The sequence below is a fragment of the Pseudooctadecabacter sp. genome (assembly GCF_020627745.1).
GTDB lineage: Bacteria > Pseudomonadota > Alphaproteobacteria > Rhodobacterales > Rhodobacteraceae > Octadecabacter.
Map to the genome: position 1 here is coordinate 1 of NZ_JAHDGE010000038.1, position 22,426 is coordinate 22,426.

23 protein-coding genes, 1 tRNA gene, 1 other RNA gene and 1 pseudogene are annotated in these 22,426 nt (G+C 62.3%); 16 read left to right on the forward strand and 10 right to left on the reverse strand.

Translation table 11 applies throughout. The features are described from left to right. A pseudogene (locus tag QZ653_RS12625) lies at positions 1–372 on the forward strand (hypothetical protein); the annotation flags it as partial. Positions 373–438: 66 nt separating this feature from the next. Here QZ653_RS12625 and QZ653_RS12630 read toward each other — a convergent pair. The 6 genes from QZ653_RS12630 to cysG all read right to left on the reverse strand — a co-directional run bounded on the left by QZ653_RS12630 (position 439) and on the right by cysG (position 5,909). After that, entirely contained in the window at positions 439–1,287 is an 849-nt protein-coding gene (locus QZ653_RS12630) for a ferredoxin--NADP reductase (protein WP_296420463.1), read from the reverse strand. A 69-nt stretch (positions 1,288–1,356) separates the two neighbouring features. Continuing rightward, a complete protein-coding gene (locus QZ653_RS12635) occupies positions 1,357–1,773 on the reverse strand; it encodes a DUF934 domain-containing protein (protein ID WP_296420466.1) in 417 nt (138 codons plus the stop codon). A gap of 65 nt (positions 1,774–1,838) precedes the next feature. Further along, a complete protein-coding gene (locus tag QZ653_RS12640; protein ID WP_296420468.1) occupies positions 1,839–2,558 on the reverse strand; it encodes a phosphoadenylyl-sulfate reductase in 720 nt (239 codons plus the stop codon). Further along, entirely contained in the window at positions 2,548–4,212 is a 1,665-nt protein-coding gene (locus QZ653_RS12645; RefSeq protein ID WP_296420470.1) for a nitrite/sulfite reductase, read from the reverse strand. The genes QZ653_RS12640 and QZ653_RS12645 overlap by 11 nt, the downstream gene beginning before the upstream one ends. Then, on the reverse strand, positions 4,205–4,510 hold the full coding sequence (locus tag QZ653_RS12650) for a DUF2849 domain-containing protein (RefSeq protein ID WP_296420471.1): 306 nt from the start codon (positions 4,508–4,510) through the stop codon (positions 4,205–4,207). Before QZ653_RS12650 ends, QZ653_RS12645 begins: the two co-directional genes overlap by 8 nt. A 1-nt stretch (position 4,511) precedes the next feature. Then, positions 4,512–5,909, reverse strand: coding sequence for a siroheme synthase CysG (gene cysG, locus QZ653_RS12655; RefSeq protein WP_296420473.1), 1,398 nt, complete (start codon positions 5,907–5,909; stop codon positions 4,512–4,514). Positions 5,910–6,042: 133 nt separating this feature from the next. Between cysG and QZ653_RS12660 the strand changes: the two genes are divergently transcribed. Further along, the gene (locus QZ653_RS12660; protein ID WP_296420501.1) at positions 6,043–6,504 is read left to right on the forward strand and encodes an Lrp/AsnC family transcriptional regulator; all 462 of its coding nucleotides are present in this window, start codon (positions 6,043–6,045) and stop codon (positions 6,502–6,504) included. A 20-nt stretch (positions 6,505–6,524) separates the two neighbouring features. Here the strand turns inward: QZ653_RS12660 and QZ653_RS12665 are convergent, their stop codons facing one another. The 4 genes from QZ653_RS12665 to QZ653_RS12680 form a co-directional block, all read right to left on the reverse strand. Further along, complete coding sequence (locus QZ653_RS12665; protein ID WP_296420475.1) at positions 6,525–7,169, reverse strand: DUF1194 domain-containing protein; 645 nt, start codon at positions 7,167–7,169, stop codon at positions 6,525–6,527. Positions 7,170–7,293: 124 nt separating this feature from the next. Next, positions 7,294–7,642, reverse strand: a transfer-messenger RNA (tmRNA) gene (gene ssrA / locus QZ653_RS12670). Between the two features lie 41 nt (positions 7,643–7,683). Beyond that, complete coding sequence (locus QZ653_RS12675) at positions 7,684–8,037, reverse strand: DUF4345 family protein (RefSeq protein WP_296420477.1); 354 nt, start codon at positions 8,035–8,037, stop codon at positions 7,684–7,686. 47 nt (positions 8,038–8,084) lie between these two features. Beyond that, complete coding sequence (locus QZ653_RS12680; protein ID WP_296420478.1) at positions 8,085–8,813, reverse strand: FadR/GntR family transcriptional regulator; 729 nt, start codon at positions 8,811–8,813, stop codon at positions 8,085–8,087. 76 nt (positions 8,814–8,889) lie between these two features. Here QZ653_RS12680 and QZ653_RS12685 point away from each other — a divergent pair, with 76 nt between their 5' ends. The 14 genes from QZ653_RS12685 to QZ653_RS12750 all read left to right on the forward strand — a co-directional run bounded on the left by QZ653_RS12685 (position 8,890) and on the right by QZ653_RS12750 (position 22,416). After that, a complete protein-coding gene (locus tag QZ653_RS12685; protein ID WP_296420503.1) occupies positions 8,890–9,630 on the forward strand; it encodes a DUF2182 domain-containing protein in 741 nt (246 codons plus the stop codon). A gap of 9 nt (positions 9,631–9,639) precedes the next feature. Next, entirely contained in the window at positions 9,640–10,347 is a 708-nt protein-coding gene (locus tag QZ653_RS12690) for a DUF1326 domain-containing protein (RefSeq protein ID WP_296420480.1), read from the forward strand. Then, positions 10,344–10,829 carry a DinB family protein gene (locus tag QZ653_RS12695; RefSeq protein ID WP_296420482.1) on the forward strand — a complete coding sequence of 162 codons (486 nt, stop codon included), beginning with the start codon at positions 10,344–10,346 and terminating at the stop codon, positions 10,827–10,829. The genes QZ653_RS12690 and QZ653_RS12695 overlap by 4 nt, the downstream gene beginning before the upstream one ends. 1 nt (position 10,830) lies before the next feature. Further along, positions 10,831–11,931: a dimethylsulfoniopropionate demethylase gene (locus tag QZ653_RS12700; protein ID WP_296420483.1), complete on the forward strand. Its 1,101-nt coding sequence runs from the start codon at positions 10,831–10,833 to the stop codon at positions 11,929–11,931. Between the two features lie 55 nt (positions 11,932–11,986). After that, positions 11,987–12,970, forward strand: coding sequence for an acryloyl-CoA reductase (gene acuI / locus QZ653_RS12705; RefSeq protein WP_296420485.1), 984 nt, complete (start codon positions 11,987–11,989; stop codon positions 12,968–12,970). Positions 12,971–13,113: 143 nt separating this feature from the next. Then, positions 13,114–14,526, forward strand: coding sequence for a cryptochrome/photolyase family protein (locus tag QZ653_RS12710; protein ID WP_296420487.1), 1,413 nt, complete (start codon positions 13,114–13,116; stop codon positions 14,524–14,526). Between the two features lie 126 nt (positions 14,527–14,652). Next, complete coding sequence (locus QZ653_RS12715; protein WP_296420489.1) at positions 14,653–15,864, forward strand: SAM-dependent methyltransferase; 1,212 nt, start codon at positions 14,653–14,655, stop codon at positions 15,862–15,864. 53 nt (positions 15,865–15,917) lie between these two features. Next, positions 15,918–16,358 (forward strand): TrgA family protein, encoded by a 441-nt coding sequence (locus tag QZ653_RS12720; protein ID WP_296420490.1) that lies wholly within the window; start codon positions 15,918–15,920, stop codon positions 16,356–16,358. Next, positions 16,358–17,479 carry an NUDIX domain-containing protein gene (locus tag QZ653_RS12725; protein ID WP_296420492.1) on the forward strand — a complete coding sequence of 374 codons (1,122 nt, stop codon included), beginning with the start codon at positions 16,358–16,360 and terminating at the stop codon, positions 17,477–17,479. The genes QZ653_RS12720 and QZ653_RS12725 overlap by 1 nt, the downstream gene beginning before the upstream one ends. Before the next feature lie 54 nt (positions 17,480–17,533). Beyond that, on the forward strand, positions 17,534–18,571 hold the full coding sequence (locus QZ653_RS12730) for a cysteine synthase A (protein ID WP_296420493.1): 1,038 nt from the start codon (positions 17,534–17,536) through the stop codon (positions 18,569–18,571). After that, a complete protein-coding gene (locus QZ653_RS12735) occupies positions 18,568–21,048 on the forward strand; it encodes a DUF3772 domain-containing protein (protein ID WP_296420495.1) in 2,481 nt (826 codons plus the stop codon). Before QZ653_RS12730 ends, QZ653_RS12735 begins: the two co-directional genes overlap by 4 nt. Continuing rightward, positions 21,045–21,764, forward strand: a complete 720-nt coding sequence (locus QZ653_RS12740) for an alanyl-tRNA editing protein (RefSeq protein ID WP_296420497.1) — start codon at positions 21,045–21,047, stop codon at positions 21,762–21,764. The genes QZ653_RS12735 and QZ653_RS12740 overlap by 4 nt, the downstream gene beginning before the upstream one ends. Continuing rightward, positions 21,761–22,141 (forward strand): hypothetical protein, encoded by a 381-nt coding sequence (locus QZ653_RS12745; RefSeq protein WP_296420499.1) that lies wholly within the window; start codon positions 21,761–21,763, stop codon positions 22,139–22,141. The genes QZ653_RS12740 and QZ653_RS12745 overlap by 4 nt, the downstream gene beginning before the upstream one ends. Positions 22,142–22,326: 185 nt before the next feature. Beyond that, positions 22,327–22,416, forward strand: a tRNA-Ser gene (locus QZ653_RS12750). Positions 22,417–22,426 lie beyond the last annotated feature (10 nt).

Sequence of the window (22,426 nt, forward strand, 5' to 3'; positions counted from 1 at the left end):
GAAGCTGCCGACACAGAGGAAGCCATCGAAGACGCAGCCGCTGCCGAAGCCGCCGAGGCGGTCGAGCAGGGCGAGGCCACGACGTCCGAAGCAGCCGATGTCGCGACCGAGTTGGCCAGTGACGCGGTTGAAGAGGGCAATTCCGCACAAGAGGCGATCAATGATGTGACCGAGGCTGCGGACGGCATGGACCTTGGCACGCTGCTGACAGTGGACGGGTTCGATTTCGACGCGCTGGCCGAGGCGATTGACGCATCCGACATGGATGATCAGACCAAGGCGGTGTCTCGCGCAGCCCTGATCGGCGCACAGCGCAACCCCGACCTTCTGGAAGGCACGTTGCAACGTCTGGGCGAACGTCTGGGCCAGTAAGCCATTGGCACAAAACGAAAAGGGCCGCTCGATTGAGCGGCCCTTTTGCATTCAGCGACGCGATTCCTAGTCGAGGAACGCCTTTTCAACCACGTAATGGGCGGGCTTCGAATTTGCGCCTTCCTCCAGCCCGTAGTCTTCGAACATGGCCTTCAGTTCCAGATTGAACGCCATGTTGCCACAGATCATCGCGCGGTCCGTGTCCTTGTTCAGGGGCGGCACGCCCAGATCGGCAAAGGCCTCACCGGATTTCATCAGGTCCGTGATGCGGCCCATCTTGGGGCTCTCTTCGCGGGTGGTGGTCGGGTAGTATTTGATCTTTTTCCAGAAGCCGTCGCCGATCACTTCGTTGAGCAATTCATCCTGCTTCAGGCCTTCGATCAGATCGCGGCCATAGGTCAGTTCGCCCACTTCGCGGCAGGTGTGCGTGATGATGACCTCATCATAATCCTCATAGGTCTGCGGCTCGCGCAGCAGCGACGCAAAGGGCGCAAAGCCCGTGCCGGTCGCGAAAAACCACAACCGTTTGCCGGGCAGCAGCGCGTCATGCACCAGCGTGCCCACGGGCTTGGGGCGCAGGATCACCTCATCGCCCACCTTGATGTGCTGCAATTTGGAGGTCAGCGGGCCGTCGGGCACCTTGATGGAATAAAACTCCATCTCCTCATCCCACGACGGCGAGGCGATGGAATAGGCGCGCAACAGGGGCTTCACCTTGCCGGTCTCGGGGTGCGGGTCGCCCATCAGGCCGATCATCACGAACTCGCCGGACCGGAACCGCAAGGATGCAGGCCGCGTGCAGCGAAAGCTGAACAGACGGTCGGTGTAATGTTTGACCTCCGTCACGGTTTGCGCGTCGGGCAGGGCGGGAACGGCTTTGGTCTTGTCTTGGGTCACGGGTGTCATTTCTGTCATGTGCATCTGGCGCGGGGTGTCGCCCCACGCTCCTCTGTTACGCTGTGATCTGTGTCTAGAAAAGGGGGCTTAGCCGCGCAGGCGGGCCTGATAGTTGTGGGCCTGCCAATCGGCACGGCGCAGCCACTGGTCCTCGGGCTGGCGCGCGGCCAGTGCCTCGTCAATCTCGACCTCGTCGAAACCGGACCGGCGTGCCATGGCATATTGATCGGCAATTACATGGCCCCGCGCGCGCAACCGGCCCTGAAACCCCATGCGCCGCAGTTGCGCGGCGATGGTGAACCCGCGCCCGTCGGCAAAGCTGGGGAAATCCACGCGGATCATATCAATGGTGTCCAACCGGTCCGCCAGACGGCCAGGTTCCGCGTCAGAGGCCAGATCAACCGCCACCGCGCCCCCGTCATTGGCCGCCAGCGCGTCCAGTGCCACAATCGGGGCCGTCCAGTCATCAGACGCAAAGCCCGCGTCATTTACCACTACTGTCATCGTCTTGTCCTTTCGGTCCGGCAAACGCGCCCTTTTGGTTTCGTTTTGCCAAAAATACTCAAAAATCAGGTGCTGCGGCCCACGCCGTCCGCGCCAAAATGAATGCCACATTCCGTCTTGCCCTGATCCCGCCACCGGCCCGCGCGCACATCTTCGCCGTGGCCCACGGGGGAGGTGCAGGGCACGCAGCCGATGCTGGGATAACCCTTGGCTACCAGCGGATGGCGCGGCAGGCTGTGCGCTTCGATGTACCCCCGCAGATCGTCGCTGTCCCAATGGGCCAGCGGGTTCACCTTGATGCGGGGCAGCTGGCCCAAGGGGCGGTCCACCTCAAACAGATCAAGTGCGGCGCGTGCGCCCCCTTGATGACGTTTGCGCCCTGTGATCCACGCATCTACCCCGCGTAATGCACGGTCCAGCGGTTCGGTTTTGCGCAGATGGCAGCAGGCGTCGGGGTCGTGCAAATGCAGCAGGTTTTCGTTGTCGCGTTCAAACACGGCAGCCCGCGGCGCGCGGATGATGTCCACATTGGTCAGGCCAAGGGTGTCTGCCACTTGGGTCTGATAGGCCAGCGTTTCGGGGAACAACATCTCCGTGTCGATGAACACCACACGGGCGTTCCGGTCAACTTGGGCGGCCATGTGCAACAGCACGACAGAGTCCGCCCCGAAGGAGCTGACCATGGCGACCTCGCCCAGCTGCGTCAGGGCGTGATCCACCACATCCAAAGCCTCACGGTCCTTGAACAGGCGGTTTAGGGTTTGGGTGCGTCCGTCAAGCGGCATCACGGGCCTCCTGTGGGTAAAGAATGGCCTTGAACGGGGCCGCACCAAGACGGCGGTAGGCCTCGATGAAGGTCTCGTCTTCGTGCTCCCGCAGGGCGAGGTAGCCTGTGATCAGCCGTTCAATCGCGGGCACGATTTCATCATAGGCAAAGCCGGGGCCAGCGCGTTCACCGATGGCCGCATGCTGCGTGCCGTCGCCGCCCAGCGTGATCTGGTAGTTTTCGACGCCCGCACGGTCCAGACCGAGGATGCCGATGTGGCCCACATGGTGATGCCCGCAGGCGTTGATGCAGCCGGAGATTTTGATCTTCAGATGGCCGACCTCATGTTCGATCTTCAGCTCTTCGACCCGTTCGGCAATCTGCTGGGCGATGGGAATGGACCGCGCTGTGGCCAGCGCACAGTAATCCATGCCCGGGCAGGCGATGATGTCGGACGCGAGGCCGATGTTCGCCGTCGCCAGATCGGCGCTGCGCAGGGCGGCGTAAAGGTCGGGCAGGTCGGATTTGTGGACATGGGGCAGGATGATGTTCTGCTCATGGCTGACGCGCAATTCATCATGGCCGTAGGTGCGCGCAAGGTCCGCCATGACACGCATCTGGTCGGCGGTGGCGTCGCCCGGCGTGGCCCCGTGTTTTTTCAGTGAAATGCTGACGATCGCATAGCCCTCGGCGCGGTGCGCGGTCAGGTTCGTGTCGGCCCAGGACCGGAACAGGGGGTCGGCGGCATAGGCCGCATCATAGGCATCGGTGGGGGCGTTGCGGAACGCGGGTGGGGCGAACTGGGTCTCAATTTCTCGCAAAATCTCCTGATCGACGCCGGAAAAGCCGGGTTTGATCGCCGTGAAACGGTCCTCGACAAGGCGGGAAATTTCTTCGATCCCGTGCTCATGCACGGTGATCTTGATGCGCGCTTTGTATTTGTTGTCACGACGGCCCAGACGGTTCCAGACGGAGACGACGGCCTCCGTATAGGGCAGCAGATCCTCCAGCGGCAGGAAGTCCCGCAGGACCTTGCCAATCATCGGCGTCCGGCCAAGGCCGCCGCCCACGATGACGCGCACGCCAAGGGTGCCGTCCACGCGGCGCAGTTGCAGGCCAATATCATGGGCCTTGATCACGGCGCGGTCGTCTTCGGCGCCGGTGATGGCGATCTTGAACTTGCGCGGCAGGAACTGGAATTCGGGGTGGTCCGTGGACCACTGACGCAGCAGTTCCGCCACGGGGCGCGGGTCCGCCACCTCATCCGCGGCGGCACCGGCGAAATGGTCGGCGGTTACGTTGCGGATCGTGTTGCCGGAGGTCTGGATGGCGTGCATGCCCACGTCCGCCAGATCGGACAGCATATCAGGCACGTCCTTCAGCTCCGGCCAGTTGTACTGGATGTTCTGACGGGTGGTGAAATGGCCGTAGCCTTTGTCATAGGTTTCGGCCAAGTGGGCGAGGCGGTCCATCTGCGCGCTGCTGAGCGTGCCATAAGGCACGGCCACACGCAGCATGTAGGCGTGCAGTTGCAGGTAGAGACCGTTCATCAGACGCAGCGGCTTGAATTCATCCTCGGTCAGCGATCCGTCAATGCGGCGTTCCACCTGACCACGGAACTGTGCCACACGTTCACGCACGAAAGCCTCATCGAAGTCATTGTATTTATACATGATTTTGCTCCTGCTTGCCGTGCGGATAGTTGGAGGGGCCGCGGGTGCGGAACGCCTCTCTGAAATGGGTGGGTTCGGGACCGTTGTCGCCTTGTTTGGCGTCGGCCAGATAGGCACCGGCGATGACATGGGCCTGCGCCTGTGCTTCCAGCAGGCGCAGATCGGCGTGGGCTTCGTCGGTCAGAAATTCGGCGTCATGGATGTTGCCGGACCATGTGTCCTGCGTGGTGAACCAGACAGCGTCGCCTTCCAGCAGGCGATTGGCGGTGATGACTTTGGGGGTGAATTGACGGGGCATGTTACAGGGCCTCCTGCAGGGATGGTGCGGATCGGGCGGCGGTGACGGCTTCGCGCGGGGCGAGGCCAAGGAAGGTCAGCGCGGGACCGGTGAGGTTGGCATCGGTCATCGTGGGTTCCAGATCACCCAAGGTGGTGGCGATGACCCGTTGGTCGGTGCGGCTGACGTTTTCGATGATGGTGACAGGCGTCAGGGGATCGGCGCCGTGCATCAGCAGGCGGCCCTGAATGAAGCGGGCGGATTTCTTGCCCATGTAGATGGCCGCCACTTGGCCGTCTTCGGCCAGCGCGCGCCAGTCGTGATCGGCGTAGCCTTTGGTGTCGTGACCGGTGATGAACCGCACGGAGGAGTTGCGCCCCCGTTTGGTCAGGCTTTGCCCGATGTTGGCCACCGCCGCAGAGGCTGCGGTGATGCCGGGCACGATGGCATAGCTGAGGTTTGCGGCTTCAATGGCGTCGATTTCTTCGTCCAGACGACCAAAGACCGTCGGGTCACCGGCCTTCAGGCGCACCACATGGTGCCCGTCCCGCCCGTGCTGGACGATCAGCGCGTTGATGTCGTCTTGTGCCATGGCGGGGCCAAAGCCGGTTTTACCCGCGTCGATCATGATCGCCTCACGCCGCGCCAGTTCGAGGATTTCGGGGGTGACCAGACGGTCGTAGATGACGACGTCGGCTTTATCGAGGGCGCGGCGGGCCTTGAGCGTCAACAGGTCAGGATCACCGGGACCCGCGCCGACCAGATCGACATGGCCGGGCTTGGCGTCGGCGTTCAGATGGTCGGCCAGCAGGGCGTGCAGGGCGGGTTCCACGGCGTCTTCGCCCGCCGCGATGGCGCGGGGGCCTGCGTTGAAATAGTAATCCGACCAGAAGTTGCGGCGGGCCACGCCAAAGGGCAAGGCCTCCGCCATTTTGCGGAACCCCTTGCCGATGCGGGCGAGGGTGCCGAGCGATGCGGGGAGCTTTTCTTCGAGGTCTTTTTTGATGGCGCGCGCCAGAACGGGGGCCGCGCCTTCGGTGCCGATGGCGATGGTGACGGGGTCACGATCAACGATGGCGGGGGTGATGAACTGGCTGTCGCCCAGATTGTCGACGATATTGACCAGTGCGCCGTCGCGGTGGGCGAGGGCGGCGGTGCGCGCATCCTCGGCCTCGTCCTCATGGGCGGCGTAGAAGAGGGCCGCGCACATGGCGTCGCCGGGTTCCATCGCGCGGCGGATCAGGGTGAGGCGACCCTCGGCAGCCCAGCTTTCGATCTCAGGCGCGGCATCTGCGGCGATGACGGTGATGTTTGCCTGCGTCTTGAGGATCAGCCGCAGCTTGGCCAATGCTGCATCACCACCGCCTGCAAGGACGATGCGGCGGCCTTCGACGGCCAGAAAAATTGGAAAGTGCTTCATGTGTCACCTCTTCTCTTGGGGTGAATATAGAATAATGTTCCGCGAATTGCCCCCTGTTTGGCCTTGAAAGGGACGTATGTCCCGCGTAACCCTGAGGTCAGTCAGGTTGTTTTCCAAATGGGGTGAAAAGCGGATGGATGTTCGGATTGACGATTTGGACCGGAAAATCCTACGGGCGTTGCAGGCGGATGCGTCACGCAGCTTGGACGAAATCGCACGTGAGGTGGGGTCGTCCAAGACGCCGGTCTGGAACCGGATTCGCAAGCTGCGCGAGGCCGGTGTGGTGGGCCAGCAGACGGTCATGCTGGATGCCGAAGCCCTGGGGTTCGAGGCGTGCTTTTTCGTGCTGATCCGCACGTCGGAACATGAGGCCGATTGGCAGGCCAAGTTCCTGAAAGCATTGATGGACCGCGAGGAGGTGCAGGAGGCGCACAGGCTGGCGGGGGATATTGATTATATCCTCAAAGTGCGGGTCAAAAACGCGCGCGCCTATGATGTGTTCTATCAGGCGCTGATCTCGGAGGTGCGGGTGTTCAATGTCACGGCCTTGCTGAGCATGGAAGAGATCAAATCAACCGTGGCGCTGCCGCTTTAGGCGCTGGTGCGTGGGCGGCGTCATCCGAAGATGCGCGACACCTCGCGCAGGATTTTTTCGCGGATCGCGCGGGGGTAGTCGCGGTGGCGCTGTGCGGTGATCACGAAGCCGTCGCGGGTGACGACCTGACGGGTGAAAAAGTTGGTGATGGCCAGCCCCATGCTTTCGATGGCGATGCCATTGATGGTGACGCCGCGGCGTTCAGCCTCACGCGCGGCGGTGCGGGTGTCCGAGCCGGAGTTCGGCGTGCCGTCGCCCGAGATATCAATGACCTCGCGGCCGCATTGCGGTGCCTGCTGCATGTAGTCGAGGGCAAAGAGGATCGCATCACCGGGGGCTGTGTCGGACATCACGAAGGCGCGGGGCATCAGGCGCGCATCGGCGGCGAATGTCTGGACATCAGGCAAGGAGCGGATTTGCCGCCAGGGGATCGACACCTCCTGCCGGTCGACTCCGGACCATTGAATCACAGCCACGGCGACCTGCCCCTGAATGAGGGCTTCGGCCACTTCGTCGTCCAGCACGGCGTCGGCCATGCCATCTGTCTGGAGGCGGTATTCGGCCACGTCGATGGAGTTGGACACGTCAATGGTCAGGAGCAACGCCGTGTCACAGGCCAAGGCGGGATGTGCGCAGAGCATGAGGGGGAGGGCGAGTGATCTCATATCGCAATGGTGGCGCAAATCCGGGGGATGTAAAGTGCAGGCTTCTGTTGCCTCGGGGGTTTGCGGAGCAAACACCTGCGACGGACTTGAGCGTCGAGAGGATTGTTCAAGATGCAGGGGAATTAGTGCAGGCTTCTGTTGCCAGGTGCCTGCGAACCCCGCCTAAAGCTGCTAGGCCTTAGGGCTTAATTTTCGGTGTTACGCACAGCTTACGCTGCGAGTGCGACCGGAGCATTGTTGTCATTTGCAACTAGCTTGAATGTACCGATAACGGTGGTAACTCACCGAAACAAAGCTAACCCCTTTAGACGTTCGTCGATCCTGTTTCGTCCCCATGTCCGTCAAATGAACGGTGTTTGGTGGAGACGCCGGGTACCGCCCCCGGGTCCGATCCGCTTATTACGAGCGCGTTTATGTTCATAGTCCCGAAGGACATCCCATATATAGGGGCGGGGGCGCGTGGTGCAAAGGGGGCGTTTGAGTATTTTTGGCAAAACGAAACGGGGACGGGGGGTCAGACGGGCCAGTTGTACCAGATCAGAAAGGCGGCGGGGGGCCATTCAAAGGCAAGGAACACCAGTGCCTTCTTGATCGGCGGGCTGTCGAGGGCGATGGAGAGCGCACGGCCTGCGCCCGCGCCCACATACATCACACCCAGCATGAAATAGGCGTAATCCGCGCCGGTGATCAGACACCACAGGCCGGTGGAGACAAACAGACCACCCGATCCTGCGCGCAATTCGCTCAGACCCATGGTGGATTTTGTCGGCTCCATGTCCAGAGCGCTGGCCGTGTAGCGGGGGGCGAGAAAGCCGAAGGCGCCGAAGGCGATGGTCAAGAGGGCGATCGCGATATTGATATAGTCCATGGGGTGTCCTTGCTGGGTGCTGTCAAGTCTACGCAAGGCGGGGCGGATCAGTTCCCTTTTGGGGTGTCTTTTCTTTTGGCGGCCACGGATTGGCCCAATTCGGCGGTGTAATCGGCCAATGTATCCAGCAGCGCCACGGTCTGGTCCGCATCGCGCGCCTCCAGCGCGTCGGCGATCCGGGTGTGCAGGCCCACGATGCGGTCGCGGGACCGCGCGGTGAAGGTGATCATGTTCATCAGGGGTTCAATCGCCTCAACAGCGCCGGCCAGCTGGTAGGACAGCACCGGATTGCCCGCGCCATCGACCAGCGCGCGGTGAAAGGCCACGTCGGAGGCGCAGAAGCTTTCGTCGCTTAGCCCAGGTTGCGCCTGACGGGTGATTTCGGCGCGCATGGTGGCCAGATGGTCGGCGCTGCGCCGCTGGGCCGACAGCGGCGCGCAGGCGCGTTCGAGGGCAAAGCGGGCCTCACACGCGGTGGTGAAATCGACGGCGTTCATCGACAGGAGCAGCGCAGAGGTGGTGATCTGCTGGCCGTAGGCGTCTTCGAACCGCAGCTTGTTGACAAAGGCCCCGCCGGTGGCGCCGCGTTGGGTGCGGATCAGCGATTGGGCGGCGAGGCGTTTCAACGCCTCACGCACGGTGGAGCGGGAGACATCGAACTGATCGCTGAGCTCGGCCTCGCTCGGCAGACGCTCGCCCACGTCCAGATCGCCCGACACGATGGCGTCGCGGATGGATTTGGCGATTTGGGCGGAGAGATCAGGTGCATTTTTCATTTGTCAGACATTTAAACGTCTGACATTTAGAAAGGCAACATCCGAGTCGCTTGGGAGGGCGCATTTCGTGGGAGCCATGTTCAACATCCGGTCCGTGCTGTGGGTGGCGTTTTTCGCGCTGATCCTGCTGGCGTGGGCGGTGATGTACATGATGGCCGCGATGTCGGGTGTTGATCTGGTGGGCCGCCCCGTGGGGGCCAACATGATGCCCATGGTCGGCTTTGGTGCGCTGTTTCCCATGTGGGCCATCATGATGGCCGCGATGATGTTGCCAACGTTGGTGCCCACCCTGCGCGCCTATGAGGACCTGATGGTCAGCGCCAACGGCACGCGCGCCGGATGGGGCGGCGTTTTGCTGGGCTATTTTGTGATCTGGGTCGCCTTTGCGGCGCTGATTTCTGTGGTGCAGGTGGGGCTGATCGCGCTGGGGGCTGTCGATGCCCTCGGGATCGCATCCTCTTCGATCTTCGCGGGCGCCTTGCTGGTGATCGTGGGGCTGTTTCAGTTCACGCGTGCGAAAGAGGTCTGCCACGGCGTATGTCATTCCCCGATGATGTATTTCATCGGCCACTGGAAGACCGGCTTTGCCGGTGGGCTGCGCATGGGGCTGGGGCTGGGCGCGTTTTGCGTGGGCTGCTGCTGGGGCTTTATGGCGCTTGGCTTTGTCGGTGGCGTCATGAGCCTGCTTTGGATGGGGCTGGCCACGCTGTTTATGATTTTGGAAAAACTGCCCAGCGTCGGGCATATCGTCACGAAACCGGCGGGGGTCGTTTTGATCGCCGCGGGCCTTATCTTGCCCGTTTGGGCCAACCTGTAGGAGGTCACCATGGCCAAAACACGTCCCCCCGCCGACCGGCTGCCGATTTCGCAGCGCATCGACAGCAAGATGGACAGCAACCCGTTGCGCCGCAAGATGAAGCCCACGGAATGGGCCATCAAGGGGGAGCTGTTTTTGAACTGCTCCTGCACCGTGTTTTGCCCCTGTGTTGTATCCTTGGGCGCGCATCCGCCCACCGAAGGACATTGTCATGCGTGGATGGCCATCGCCATTGATGAGGGCCATTTCGAGGGTGAGGATCTGGCCGGGCTGAATGTCGGTCTGCTGGTCGATATTCCGGGCCGCATGGGGGAAGGCAACTGGCGCGTGGCCGCTTATGTGGATGAGCGGTCGACCCAGAAGGCCTACAACGGGTTGCTCAAGATTTTCAGCGGGGCGGCGGGTGGCACGACGGGCCTGTTTACCTTCCTTGTGTCCGAGATCATCGGGGCCGAGCGTGAGAAGGTCGAAATCGTGCGCGATGGCAAGAAACGCGGGCTTTATATCGGGCGCAAGATCGCCGGTGAGATCGAGATGATTGACGGCGCGTCTCCTGATCATCCGGTGATGATCTCAAATTCGAAATACTGGATGGGGCCGGATATCATCGCGGCCAAGGGCCTGAAATCGAAGGTGCGCGACTATGGCCGCGTCTGGGATTTTGGCGGCATGTCGGCAGAGATTTGCCCGATTGACTGGAAAGGCCCCAAGCCATGATCACGGCTGAGTACTGCCGGACGATGGCGCGGTACAATCAATGGCAAAACAACAGCTTGCGTGATCATGTTAAGGCGATGGATGAAGATGCGTTGCGCGCTGATCGCGGGGCGTTCTTCGGGTCGATCTTTGAAACTCTGGTGCATGTGCTGTGGGCCGATCTGTTGTGGTTGAACCGGTTGGACGCGACAATCGCGGTGCGGGAGGCCGATGTGGCGACGCCAGCGGAGTGGCTGGCGGAACGGTTCCGTGTGGACGGGGTGATCCGCGAATGGGCGCGTGGTTTGAAGACGGTTGATCTGACGGGCGATGTTGTTTGGACATCAAAGATTTACGGCAAGACCTTCACCCATCCGCGACAGCTGTGCATCGCACATATGTTCAACCATCAGACCCACCACCGTGGGCAAATCCATGCGATGTTGACGGCGGCGGGATGCACGACCATCGACAGCGATCTTATTTTTATGACGGAGGCCTGACATGGCGGTCATCGCAGGGTCACGGCGCGTGCGCCGGACGCCGTTTTCGGACGGGGTAGAAGCGGCTGGGGTCAAGGGATATACGGTCTATAACCGTATGTTATTGCCCACTGTTTTTCGCAGTGTGGTGGAGGATTACAAACATCTGAAGTCGGCTGTGCAGGTCTGGGATGTGTCGGTCGAACGGCAGGTGGAAATCCGCGGGCCCGATGCGGGACGTCTGATGCAGATGCTGACCCCGCGTGATCTGCGCGGGATGCTGCCGGGGATGTGTTATTACGTGCCGATGGTGGATGAAACCGGCGGGATGCTGAACGATCCGGTGGCGGTGAAACTGGCCGAAGACCGCTATTGGGTGTCCATTGCCGATAGTGATTTGTTGTTGTGGGTCAAGGGTTTGGCCTACGGTCTTCGCATGGATGTTCTGGTGGACGAGCCGGATGTGTCGCCTTTGGCGATCCAGGGACCGAAGGCGGATGAACTTGCCGCACGGGTGTTTGGCGACAAGGTCAAGGACCTTAAATTCTTCCGGTTCGGGATGTTCGAATTTGGGGGCAGGAGCCATGTTGTGGCGCGGTCCGGCTATTCAAAGCAGGGCGGGTTCGAGGTTTATGTGGATGGCTCTGAACACGGGATGCCGTTGTGGAATGCCTTGATGGAGGCGGGACGCGATCTGGATGTCCACGCGGGGTGCCCCAATCTGATTGAACGGATCGAGGGCGGGTTGCTGTCCTATGGCAACGACATGACCCGCGAGAACACGCCGCATGAGGCCGGATTGGGGCGGTTCTGTTCGACCCAGACGGCGATTGGCTGTGTGGGGCGCGATGCGCTGTTGCGGGTCAGCAAGGAAGGGCCGGTCAAACAGATCCGCGCCTTGCGGATCGAGGGGGATTTGCCGCCCTGTGATCGTGAATGGGCCCTGATGGATGGCCAGCGGCAGGTGGGGTCGGTCACGTCATCGGCGTTCTCCCCCGATTTTGAACACAACGTCGCCATTGGCATGGTGCGGATGACCCATTGGGATCAAGGGACCGACCTGGACGTTATCACACAAAGCGGTGTCTTTCCGGCCATCGTGCACGAGACGTTTTGGATTTAGGGCATTCTGAAATTCTGCGAATTTTAGGGCGCCGAGCGCAATAAAGGAGAACGATATGTTTAACGCTTTGGTGGTTGAGAAGAACGATGAGGGCAAGACGAGCGCCTCTGTCCAGCAGATGGACATGGACCGTCTGCCCGACGGCGAGGTGACGGTTGCGGTGGAATATTCCACTGTGAACTACAAGGACGGGCTGTGCATCGGGCCGGGCGGCGGTCTGGTGCGCAATTACCCCCACATTCCTGGCATTGATTTTGCAGGCACGGTCGAGGCATCGGACGATGACCGCTACAAACCCGGCGACAAGGTTGTGCTGACCGGCTGGCGCGTGGGCGAGGCCCATTGGGGCGGATATTCCCAAAAGGCGCGCGTCAAGGCCGACTGGCTGGTGCCGCTGCCGGAGGGCCTTGATACGCGTCAGGCGATGGCCGTGGGCACGGCGGGCTTTACGGCGATGCTGGCGGTCATGGCGTTGGAAGATCACGGCATCAAGGATGGGCCGGTCTTGGTTACAGGGGCTGCCGGTGGCGTGGGGTCGGTGGCGACGGCCATTCTGGCGAACCTCGGCCATGAGGTGGCGGGCGTGACAGGGCGGCCCGAGACGGCTGATTATCTGACATCGCTGGGGGCCACGCAGATTGTGCCCCGCGAGGAGCTGAACGAGACGACCAAGCGGCCCTTGGAGGGCGAGACATGGGCCGGGTGTGTGGATGCTGTGGGTGGTGAGATGCTGGCGCGGCTTTTGGGGCAGATGAAATACGGGGCCTCTGTCGCGGCTGTAGGTCTGGCCGGGGGGGCGGCGCTGCCGGCGACGGTCATTCCGTTTTTGCTGCGCGGTGTGAACCTGCTGGGCATCGACAGTGTGATGCAACCCTATGACAACCGGGTCCGGGCCTGGGCGCGGATTGCCAAGGACCTGCCCATGGACAAGCTGGAGGCCATGGTGCAGCCCGCAGGTCTGTCGGATTTGCCCGCACTGGGGCGGGACATCCTGAAGGGTCAGGTCAAGGGCCGTGTCGTGGTCGATGTGAACGCGTGAGGGTCAGGGATGGGGTGACGCGCGGCTGCGCCGACGCCCCACCCGCCATCCCACGAGCCTCCGGCGGGAGTTTTTTGGCCAGGTGAAGCCTTGGCGTTGTGCCCTGTCGGGTTAGGTTGCGCCCAAAGACTGGGGAGGGCGGCATGAAGCCTGTGATCTATTGGGTGCGGCGGGATTTGCGGCTGAGCGACAATGCGGCGTTAAGCGAGGCCTGTGCGTCGGGGCGGCCTGTCATTCCGGTCTTTATCTGTGACGAGGTGGTCGAGGGCCACGGGGCTGCGCCGAAGTTCCGGCTGGGCGAGGGTGTGCGCGTGTTCGGGCAGGCTTTGGCTGAGGCGGGATCGCGGTTGATCCTGCGGCGGGGTGCCGCGCTGGACGTGTTGCGCGCGTTGATCGAGGAGACGGGCGCGGAGGCAGTGGTTTGGAACCGTCTTTATGACCCGCAGACCAAGGCGCGGGACACGTCGGTGAAGGCGGCGTTGAAGGACGACGGCATCGAAGTGGCGTCCCACGCGGGGCATCTGCTGTTTGAACCCTGGACGGTGGAGACCAAGACAGGCGGATTTTACAAGGTCTTCACGCCTATGTGGAAATCCGTGCGGGGGCGCGATGTGGCGACCCCCTTGAAAGCGCCGTCGGATCTGGCGGCACCTGACAGCTGGCCTGCGTCCGATGATCTGGACGATTGGGGGCTGGCCGATGCCATGGAGCGGGGGGCGGCTGTGGTGGCGCGCCACATTTGTGTGGGCGAAGAGGCCGCGCGGGGGCGGCTGGGGGCGTTTTTGTCCCACAAGGTCGACGATTATGACACCAACCGGGATTTGCCGGCCGTGGATGGCACGTCTCGGCTGTCGGAAAACCTGACCTATGGGGAGATCAGCCCGGCCACCTGTTGGCACGCGGGGCGGCGGCAGATGGAGGAGGGCAGCAAGGGCGCCGAGACGTTTTGCAAGGAACTTGTCTGGCGCGAGTTTGCCTACCATCTGGCCCATCACACCCCGCGCATCGTGGACCGGAACTGGCGCGAGGACTGGGATGCCTTCCCGTGGAACGAGGACGAACGGCTGGCCGAGGTAAAGGCGTGGAAACAGGGACGCACGGGGCTGGCTTTTGTCGATGCCGCCCTGCGGGAGATGTATGTGACCGGCACCATGCACAACCGCGGGCGGATGATCGTGGCGTCCTATCTGACGAAACATCTGATGTGTCACTGGCGGATCGGGCAAAAGTGGTTTGAGGACTGCCTGATCGACTGGGACCCCGCCAGCAACGCCATGGGCTGGCAGTGGTCGGCGGGATCAGGCCCCGATGCGACGCCCTATTTCCGCGTGTTCAACCCCGAAACACAGGTGGAGAAGTTCGACCGCGACGGGGCCTACAGGCGGGCGTGGATTGCGGAAGGCTATGGCGATCCGTCGGACACGGCGCTGTCCTATTTCGATGCGATCCCCGAAAGCTGGCCGATGTCACCGGATGACGCCTATCCTGACCCCATCGTCGAGGCGTCCGAGGGACGCAAGCGGGCCCTGTCGGCCTATGAGAACCGCGACTTTTGAGGTGTCACGCGGACGTGACACTTGGCCCGTGACACCCCCTTGGGCATTGGTTAACATCTTTCGAAACCAATTTGGGGTGCGCGCCGTACCTTAAGCAACGCAAAACAAAGACTTGGAACCCCGTTCATGATCCTTACCACCACCCAAGGGCAGGCCAATCTGCCCCGCTATTTCAGCAATGTCTTTGCGATGTCGAAATCGCTGAAACGGGGGCGGGTGGATTTTATCTTGCCGGACGGGCGGACCTTTCGGGCCGAAGCGCCCGAGCCGGGTTATGTGGCGGTGATCGAGGTTCACAATGTGGATTTGTTTGCGCGGCTGATCCGTGAGGGGGATCTGGGCTTTTCGGAGGCTTACATGGACGGCTGGTGGTCCACGCCTGACCTGATGGCCTTTATGGATCTGGTGAGCGACGACGCCGAAGACATCTATGACGGCTTTCCAGGCCAGGGTCTGGTGCGCGCCTATGAAAAGCTGCGGTTCTGGTTGCAGAGCAATTCCAAGCGGCAGGCCAAGAAGAACATCAGCTACCACTATGATCTGGGCAATGATTTCTACGGGCTGTGGCTGGACGATACGATGACCTATTCGTCGGCCAAATATGTCACGGGGCAGGAGGATCTGGAAAAGGCGCAGACGCAAAAGTACGCCTCCATGGTAGATGAAATGGGCGCGAAGGCGGGTGATCACGTGCTTGAGATCGGCTGCGGCTGGGGCGGGTTTGCGGAATATGCCGCCAAGGAGCGGGGGTTGCGTGTGACCTGTCTGACGATCAGTCAGGAACAGTATAAGTACGCCGTAGATCGCATTGAAAAGGCCGGACTTTCCGACATGGTCGAATTCAAGCTACAGGACTACCGCGACGAGACGGGCCAATATGACGGCATTGCCAGCATCGAGATGTTCGAGGCCGTGGGCGAGAAATACTGGCCGGTGTACTTTGATACGGTGCGCGAGCGGCTCAAGCCCGGTGCGCGGGGCACGTTCCAGATCATTCTGGTGCAGGACCGCCGGTGGCATGTCTACAAACGCGGCGTGGATTTCATTCAGAAATACATCTTTCCGGGCGGCATGTTGCCCGCGCCGACGATCCTGCGGGAGACAATCGCAAAGTCCGGTCTGGAGGTCAGCGGGTCCGTGGAATTCGGACAGAGCTATTCCGAAACCCTGCGCCGCTGGTATGAGACGTTCAACGAAAAATGGGACGAGGTCGAGGCGTTGGGCTTTGACGACCGGTTCCGGCGGATGTGGAACTTTTACCTGACCTCTTGCGCGGGCGCGTTCCGCGGGGGTATCTGCGATGTAACGCAAATTACGGTGACAAAGCCCGCAGCCTAGGCCCCCGTTCCAAGGGGGCGCAGCAGAGGCCACCAGAGACGGAGAGCAGGGACATGCCAACATTCGGACGATTGGTCGGGGCCATCTGGTTCGGGGCGCTGGCGTGGTATGTGTCGTTGCTGATCATTCCGCTGTTTCCCGAAGGCACCGATCTGGGCTGGTTTCAGGAACTCAATACGGGACTGGGTCTTTTTGCAGGCTGGAAGATTGCAGGGCCACGGGCCGGGACGGGCTATGTGGCCGCGATCAGTTACGGGCTGACGACGCTGGTGGCGCTTGTGGTGATGGGGCTGTTTTTCAATTCGTTCTTTGTGATGATCGAATTTTCGCTGCGCAAACGGTATGACGGACCGGGCGAGGCTGTGACCCATATCTTCGAGTTGTTTATCGAACATGCGGTGATGATGGCCACGCCGGACATCATCACGACCTTGCTTGTGGGCGGGGTGCTTGGCGGGTTGGTGACCGAATTTTTCGGACGTCGGTTCAGCTGATGGATCTGTTCTTGTTTGGCACCCTGCTGCACCTGCCCTTGCTGGAGGTGGTCAGCGGCGATGCGGACGTCCGCGACAAGGTCCGGTTCGCGGTGCGAAAGGGGTTCCGTGTCAGTCGCGTCAGCGGGCAGGTCTTTCCCATGATGCACGAGGATGCGGATGCTGTGGCCGAGGGCATCATCGTGGAGGGGTTAAGCGATGACGCGGTGGCGCGGCTGGATTATTACGAAAAGGCCTTTGGCTATGACAGGGTGGGGTTTGTCGTGCTGGACGCGCATGAGCAGCCCCGCCATGTGACCTGTTACGTGGGCGAGCAGGGGCGCTGGACCCCGGCGGAGCCGTGGGACCGCGAGGGCTGGATCGCGGCCTTGGGGGAGGTGACAACCATGACCGCGCGCGAGGCGATGGCCCTCTACGGCGAGGTGCCGGCGCCGGTCATGGGGGGCCGCTATCCGCAGATGATGGCCCGCGCCGCATCGCGCCAGCGGGCCGCACGAGAGGCCGCGGGCCGGGGCATGGGCCGCGCCGACGTGCAGCTGATTGAGGCGCGCAAGGCCTATTCGGGGTTTTTCACGGTCGAGGAACTGGACGTGGCGTTCCGCCGGTTTGACGGCACGATGTCCGATCCGGTGAACCGTGTGGTGTTTGTGGGCGTCGATTGTTCCATCGTGCTGCCCTATGACCCCGTGCGCGACCGCGTTATGGTGGTCGAACAATTCCGCCCCGGTGCCTATCTGCGCGGCGATCCGAACCCCTGGACGGTTGAGCCGATCGCGGGCCGCATCGACCCCGGAGAGGGGCCCGAAGAGGCCGCGCGCCGAGAGGCGTCGGAAGAGGCGGGTGTTGATCTGCGGGATCTGCATTGCGTGTCGGCGGCCTATCCCAGCCCGGGCACGACGACGGAACATTTCTTTGTTTATGTGGGGCTGTGCGATTTGCCTGATGGCTCCGCCGGTGCGGGGGGCCTTCCGTCCGAGGCTGAAGACATCCGGTCCCACGTGATGGATTGGGCCGAATTTGATGCAGGGCTGAACGCGGGGCGGTTCAATCTGCTGCCGCTTTTGGTGGCGGGGCACTGGCTGGCGCGCAATCGCGACCGCTTGCGCGCGCCAACGGCTTGAACGATGGGGGCGGACCCCATACACCCTTAGGGGAAGAATGAAAGGCCCGATCCCATGACCATCCGCAAAGACCTTGCCGCCGCAGTGGGCAACACCCCCCTGATCCGTCTGAATGCCGCGTCCGAGGCCACGGGCTGCGAGATTTTGGGCAAGGCCGAATTCATGAACCCCGGCCAGTCGGTCAAGGACCGTGCGGCCTTGTTCATCATCCGCGACGCGGTGGAACAGGGCCTGCTGAAACCGGGCGGTACGATTGTCGAGGGCACGGCGGGCAATACGGGCATCGGCCTCGCGCTTGTGGGGGCGTCCATGGGATTCAAGACGGTCATTGTCATCCCCGAGACACAATCCGAAGAAAAGAAAGAGATGTTGCGGCTGGCCGGTGCCGAACTGGTGCAGGTGCCAGCGGCCCCGTACCGCAATCCCAACAATTTCGTGCGCTATTCCGAACGCCTTGCCAAGGAACTGGCGCGCACCACCAATGAAGGCGTGATCTGGGCCAACCAGTTTGACAATGTCGCCAACAGGCAGGCCCATATCGAAACCACGGCCCCCGAAATCTGGGACCAGACAGGCGGCAAGGTGGATGGATTTATCTGTGCCGTAGGCTCCGGCGGGACGCTGGCGGGCGTGGCCATGGCGTTGCAGCCAAAGGGCGTGAAGATTGGTCTGGCGGACCCTGACGGGGCGGCTTTGTTCAATTACTACACCAAGGGTGAGCTGACGATGACCGAGGGCGGGTCGATCAACGAAGGCATCGGACAGGTGCGGATCACCGAGAACCTGAAGGGCCTGACGCCCGATTACGCCTACAACATCCATGACAGCGAAGCGCTGCCCTATGTCTTTGATCTGCTGGCGGACGAGGGGCTGTGTCTGGGCGGGTCCAGCGGTGTGAACATCGCCGGTGCCGTGCGCATGGCGCGCGATATGGGGCCGGGCCATACGATTGTAACGATCCTGTGCGACTACGGCACGCGGTATCAATCCAAGCTTTATAACCCTGACTTCCTGCGAGAAAAGGGCCTTCCCGTGCCGGACTGGCTGGACCGGCCCGCGGCCGAGATTCCATCGGTGATGGAAGACGTATGATCCGGTTGGTCGCACGGCTGGCGGCCCTGTGGCTGGTTTTGTCGGCCAGCGCTGTCTTGGCGCAGGGCACAGGTGTGTTGCCGGACCTGACAGGCGATGCAGCACCACAGGAACAGACCCCCGATCCGGGCGCGGTAGAACTGACCGAGGAACAGGCGCAAGAGGCGGAGGCGCTGCCTGCGGTCTTTGACGATCTGGACGCGTGGAACGGATTCAGCGAAAGGGCGGGGGACGCGATCCAGACCGGTCGCGCATCAAACGCGGCGCTGGCCGAGTTGCGCGACCAGCTGGTGGACTGGCGCGGGGTGTTTTTGTCCCGACAAAGCACCAACAGCGCCCGCATTGCCACTGTGCAGGACCAGATCGACGCCTTGGGTCCCGCCCCCGAGGTGGGCGAAGAGGACCCCCGCGTGATTGCCCGTCGCGCCGAGCTGACCGAACGGTTGCAGCTGTTGCGGGCGCCGTCGCGGCTGGCGGATGAGGCCTATTCGCGGGCTGACGGCCTGATCGGAGAGATCGACAGCATCGTGCGCGACAGGCAGGCCCAGCGGTTCACCGAACGCACCACATCGCCGCTGAACCCCACGGTCTGGCCTGCGACCTTCGATGCGGTTCTGCGCGCCGTCCTGTCCACACGGGGGGAGGTCGCGACCCAGATGCAAAGCCCGAACAGACGTGCGGAATTCGCGCAACAACTGCCGGCCATTCTGGCACTTCTGGCGGTGGCGCTGGTTCTGGTGGTCCGTGGACGGGTCTGGTTCGGGCATCTGTCCGGCCTGCTTGAGGCGCGCACGCGGCGCGGGCAGGGTGTTGTGCGCTTTGTGCTGTCTTTGGGGCAGATCATCATTCCGTTTGTGGGTCTGGTGGCGCTGTCGCAAGCGCTTGACCTGACGTCGATGCTGGGCCGGCGGACGGAAAATCTGGTGCGTGCGCTGCCGCTCTACGGGCTGTTTCCGATCCTTGCACACTGGCTGTCGGGCCTGTTGATGCCGCAGGGCCGCACGGCGGAGGATCATCCGCTGAAGCTGGACGAGGAGGCGTCGGCCCGTGCGGCGCGACGGTTTGTCTGGCTGGGCTACGCGTTGATGGCTTTTGCCTATGCGGGTCTTTTCGCGCGGGTCAACAGTTTCGAGGCCGCGCCCACCGCTGTGTTGATGTTTCCTGTGGGCTTTGTCCTGTGCTGGACGCTGTACTGGCTGGGCCACAAGCTGCGCCGTGACACCGCGAGCGAAGACGCCGATGCTGCACGGTCGTTCCGGCAGTCGTTGCGCGGCATGGTCAGCCGCGGCATGATGCTGGCCGCCGTCGTGGCGGTGGTGCTGGCCGCATTGGGATATGACAGCGCCTTTGAGGCGATCCCCTTTCCGGCAGGCATGACCCTCTATGTGCTGGGTATCCTGCTGATCCTGCAGCGGCTGTCGGTGGATGCCTACACGCTGTTGTCCAATTCCGAGAACAGCGCGCAGGATGCGTTGATCCCTGTGTTGATCGGATTTGCCCTGATCGTGATTGCGCTGCCGGTGCTGGCGATCATCTGGGGCGCGCAACTGACCGACCTGACCGAACTTTGGGCGCGCTTCCGCGAAGGATTTGCCATCGGGGCGACGCGGATTTCGCCCACGTCCTTCCTGACCTTTGTGGTGATTTTCATTGTCGGCTACACGGTGACGCGGCTGGTGCAGGCCGCATTGCGCACGACCGTGCTGCCGCGCACGAAACTTGATATCGGGGGTCAGAACGCGATTGTGGCGGGGATGGGCTACGTCGGGATTTTTCTGGCTGCCCTCATCGCCATCACCACAGCCGGTATCGACCTGAGCGGGCTTGCGATTGTGGCGGGGGCCCTGTCCGTGGGCATCGGCTTTGGCCTGCAAAACATCGTCAGCAACTTTGTCGCCGGTATTATCCTGCTGATCGAACGGCCTATCAGCGAAGGCGACTGGATCGAGGTGGGCGGCCAGATGGGATATGTGCGCGACATCTCCGTCCGGTCCACACGGATCGAGACGTTTGACAAAACCGATGTGATTGTGCCCAACGCCGATCTGGTGGCGGGACAGGTGACCAACTGGACCCGAGGCAACAATGTCGGTCGGGTTATCGTCCCCGTGGGCGTGGCCTATGGCACGGATACCAAGCAGGTGACGGACATCCTGAAAGACATCGCCGAAAACCATCCCATGGTCATTGCCAATCCGCCCGCGTCGGTGCTGTTCCGCGGCTTTGGCGCGGACAGTCTGGATTTCGAGATCCGCGCCTATTTGCGCGATGTGAACTGGGTTATGGCCGTACATTCCGACATGAACCATTCCATCAACGCGCGTTTCGCCGAAGCCGGCATAGAAATTCCCTTCGCCCAACGGGATCTGTGGCTGCGCAACCCAGAAAGCCTGCAGCGCGGCCAGAGCGATGTTCCTGATCCGGCCCGACCCAGCGATTTGACGAAAGACGACGGCGACGGGGAGGCCGCCACATGACACGGTCACGGTTTATCGAAGACGCCTACCTCAGGGACGCCGCAGCGGATGTGTTTGCCGTCACCGACGAAGGCGGCATCATACTGGATGCCACGATTTTTTATGCCACCAGCGGCGGCCAGCCCGGCGACAGCGGCACGCTGACGTGGGAGGGGGGCCGCATCGACATTGCCACGACTGTGAAGGGTGAGGGCGGCAGCATCATTTTGGTCCCCGCAGAGCCAAATCCGTTGCCGCCTGTGGGTGCGCGGGTGATGCAATCGCTGGATTGGGAACGCAGGCACCGGCATATGCGGGTTCATACCGCGCTGCACCTGTTGTCAGTGGTCATTCCGCTGCCCGTCACCGGCGGGTCGATCGGGACGGACAAGGGGCGTCTGGATTTCGACATGCCGGATGCGCCGGACGACAAAGCCGCCCTTGAAGAGACGTTGAACAAGTTGATCGACTGCGATTTCGAGGTGACCGACGAATGGATCACCGAAGCCGCGCTTGAGGCCAACCCCGGCCTCGTCAAAACCATGTCGGTGGCCCCGCCCAAGGGGGCCGGAAAAATCCGGCTGGTGCGGATCGGGGAGGGTGAGAACACCGCCGATCTTCAGCCCTGTGGCGGCACCCATGTGCGCTATACCTCCGAAATCGGCGCGGTGCGTCTGGGCAAGATCGAAAAGAAGGGCAAGCAGAACCGCCGTGTCTACCTGCATCTGGTGCCATGATGTTCCGTGCGTTGTTCACGGTCACGGGCCTGTTTGCGTTGATCCTCGGGGCGATCCTGCTGGCGGCCCCACAGGTCTATCTGTCGCTTTATGTGCCGCAGTACGACCCTGACACCATGCCCTTTGCGGCGCAGCGGCTGTCACCGGCGATCATGGGGTTGGGGGCGTTGTTGCTGCTGGCCAGTCCGCTGCCGCCGGGCCCGTTTGCCAGCCGGTTCGCGGCGCTTACCGCGCTGGTCTGGTTCGGCGTGGCGGCGACCGGCGTGTTCCACTATCTGGCAGGCACCGCGACCTTTGCCATCCTTGTCGCGGCGGTCAGTGAAATCGTATTGGGACTCCTCTTCGGGATTGCCGCACGCAACCATCGCACGCCTTGACGTCAGCTGGCCCGACGAGCGCCCGCCGGAGGGACGGTTCGCCGCACCACCGCGCTTGAAGACGGGTGCATCAACCCCCTTGCCCCCGACCGATGGCGCCTGTCGGTCGGGACGCACGTAATTTGCAAAGAATCCTCAATTTGGGCCTTGCCCCCCGGGGTGGTTTTTGGGTAGACCGCGCCCACGGACAGGTGGCCGAGTGGTCGAAGGCGCACGCCTGGAAAGTGTGTAGGCGGGAGACCGTCTCCAGGGTTCGAATCCCTGTCTGTCCGCCACTTCCCCCCA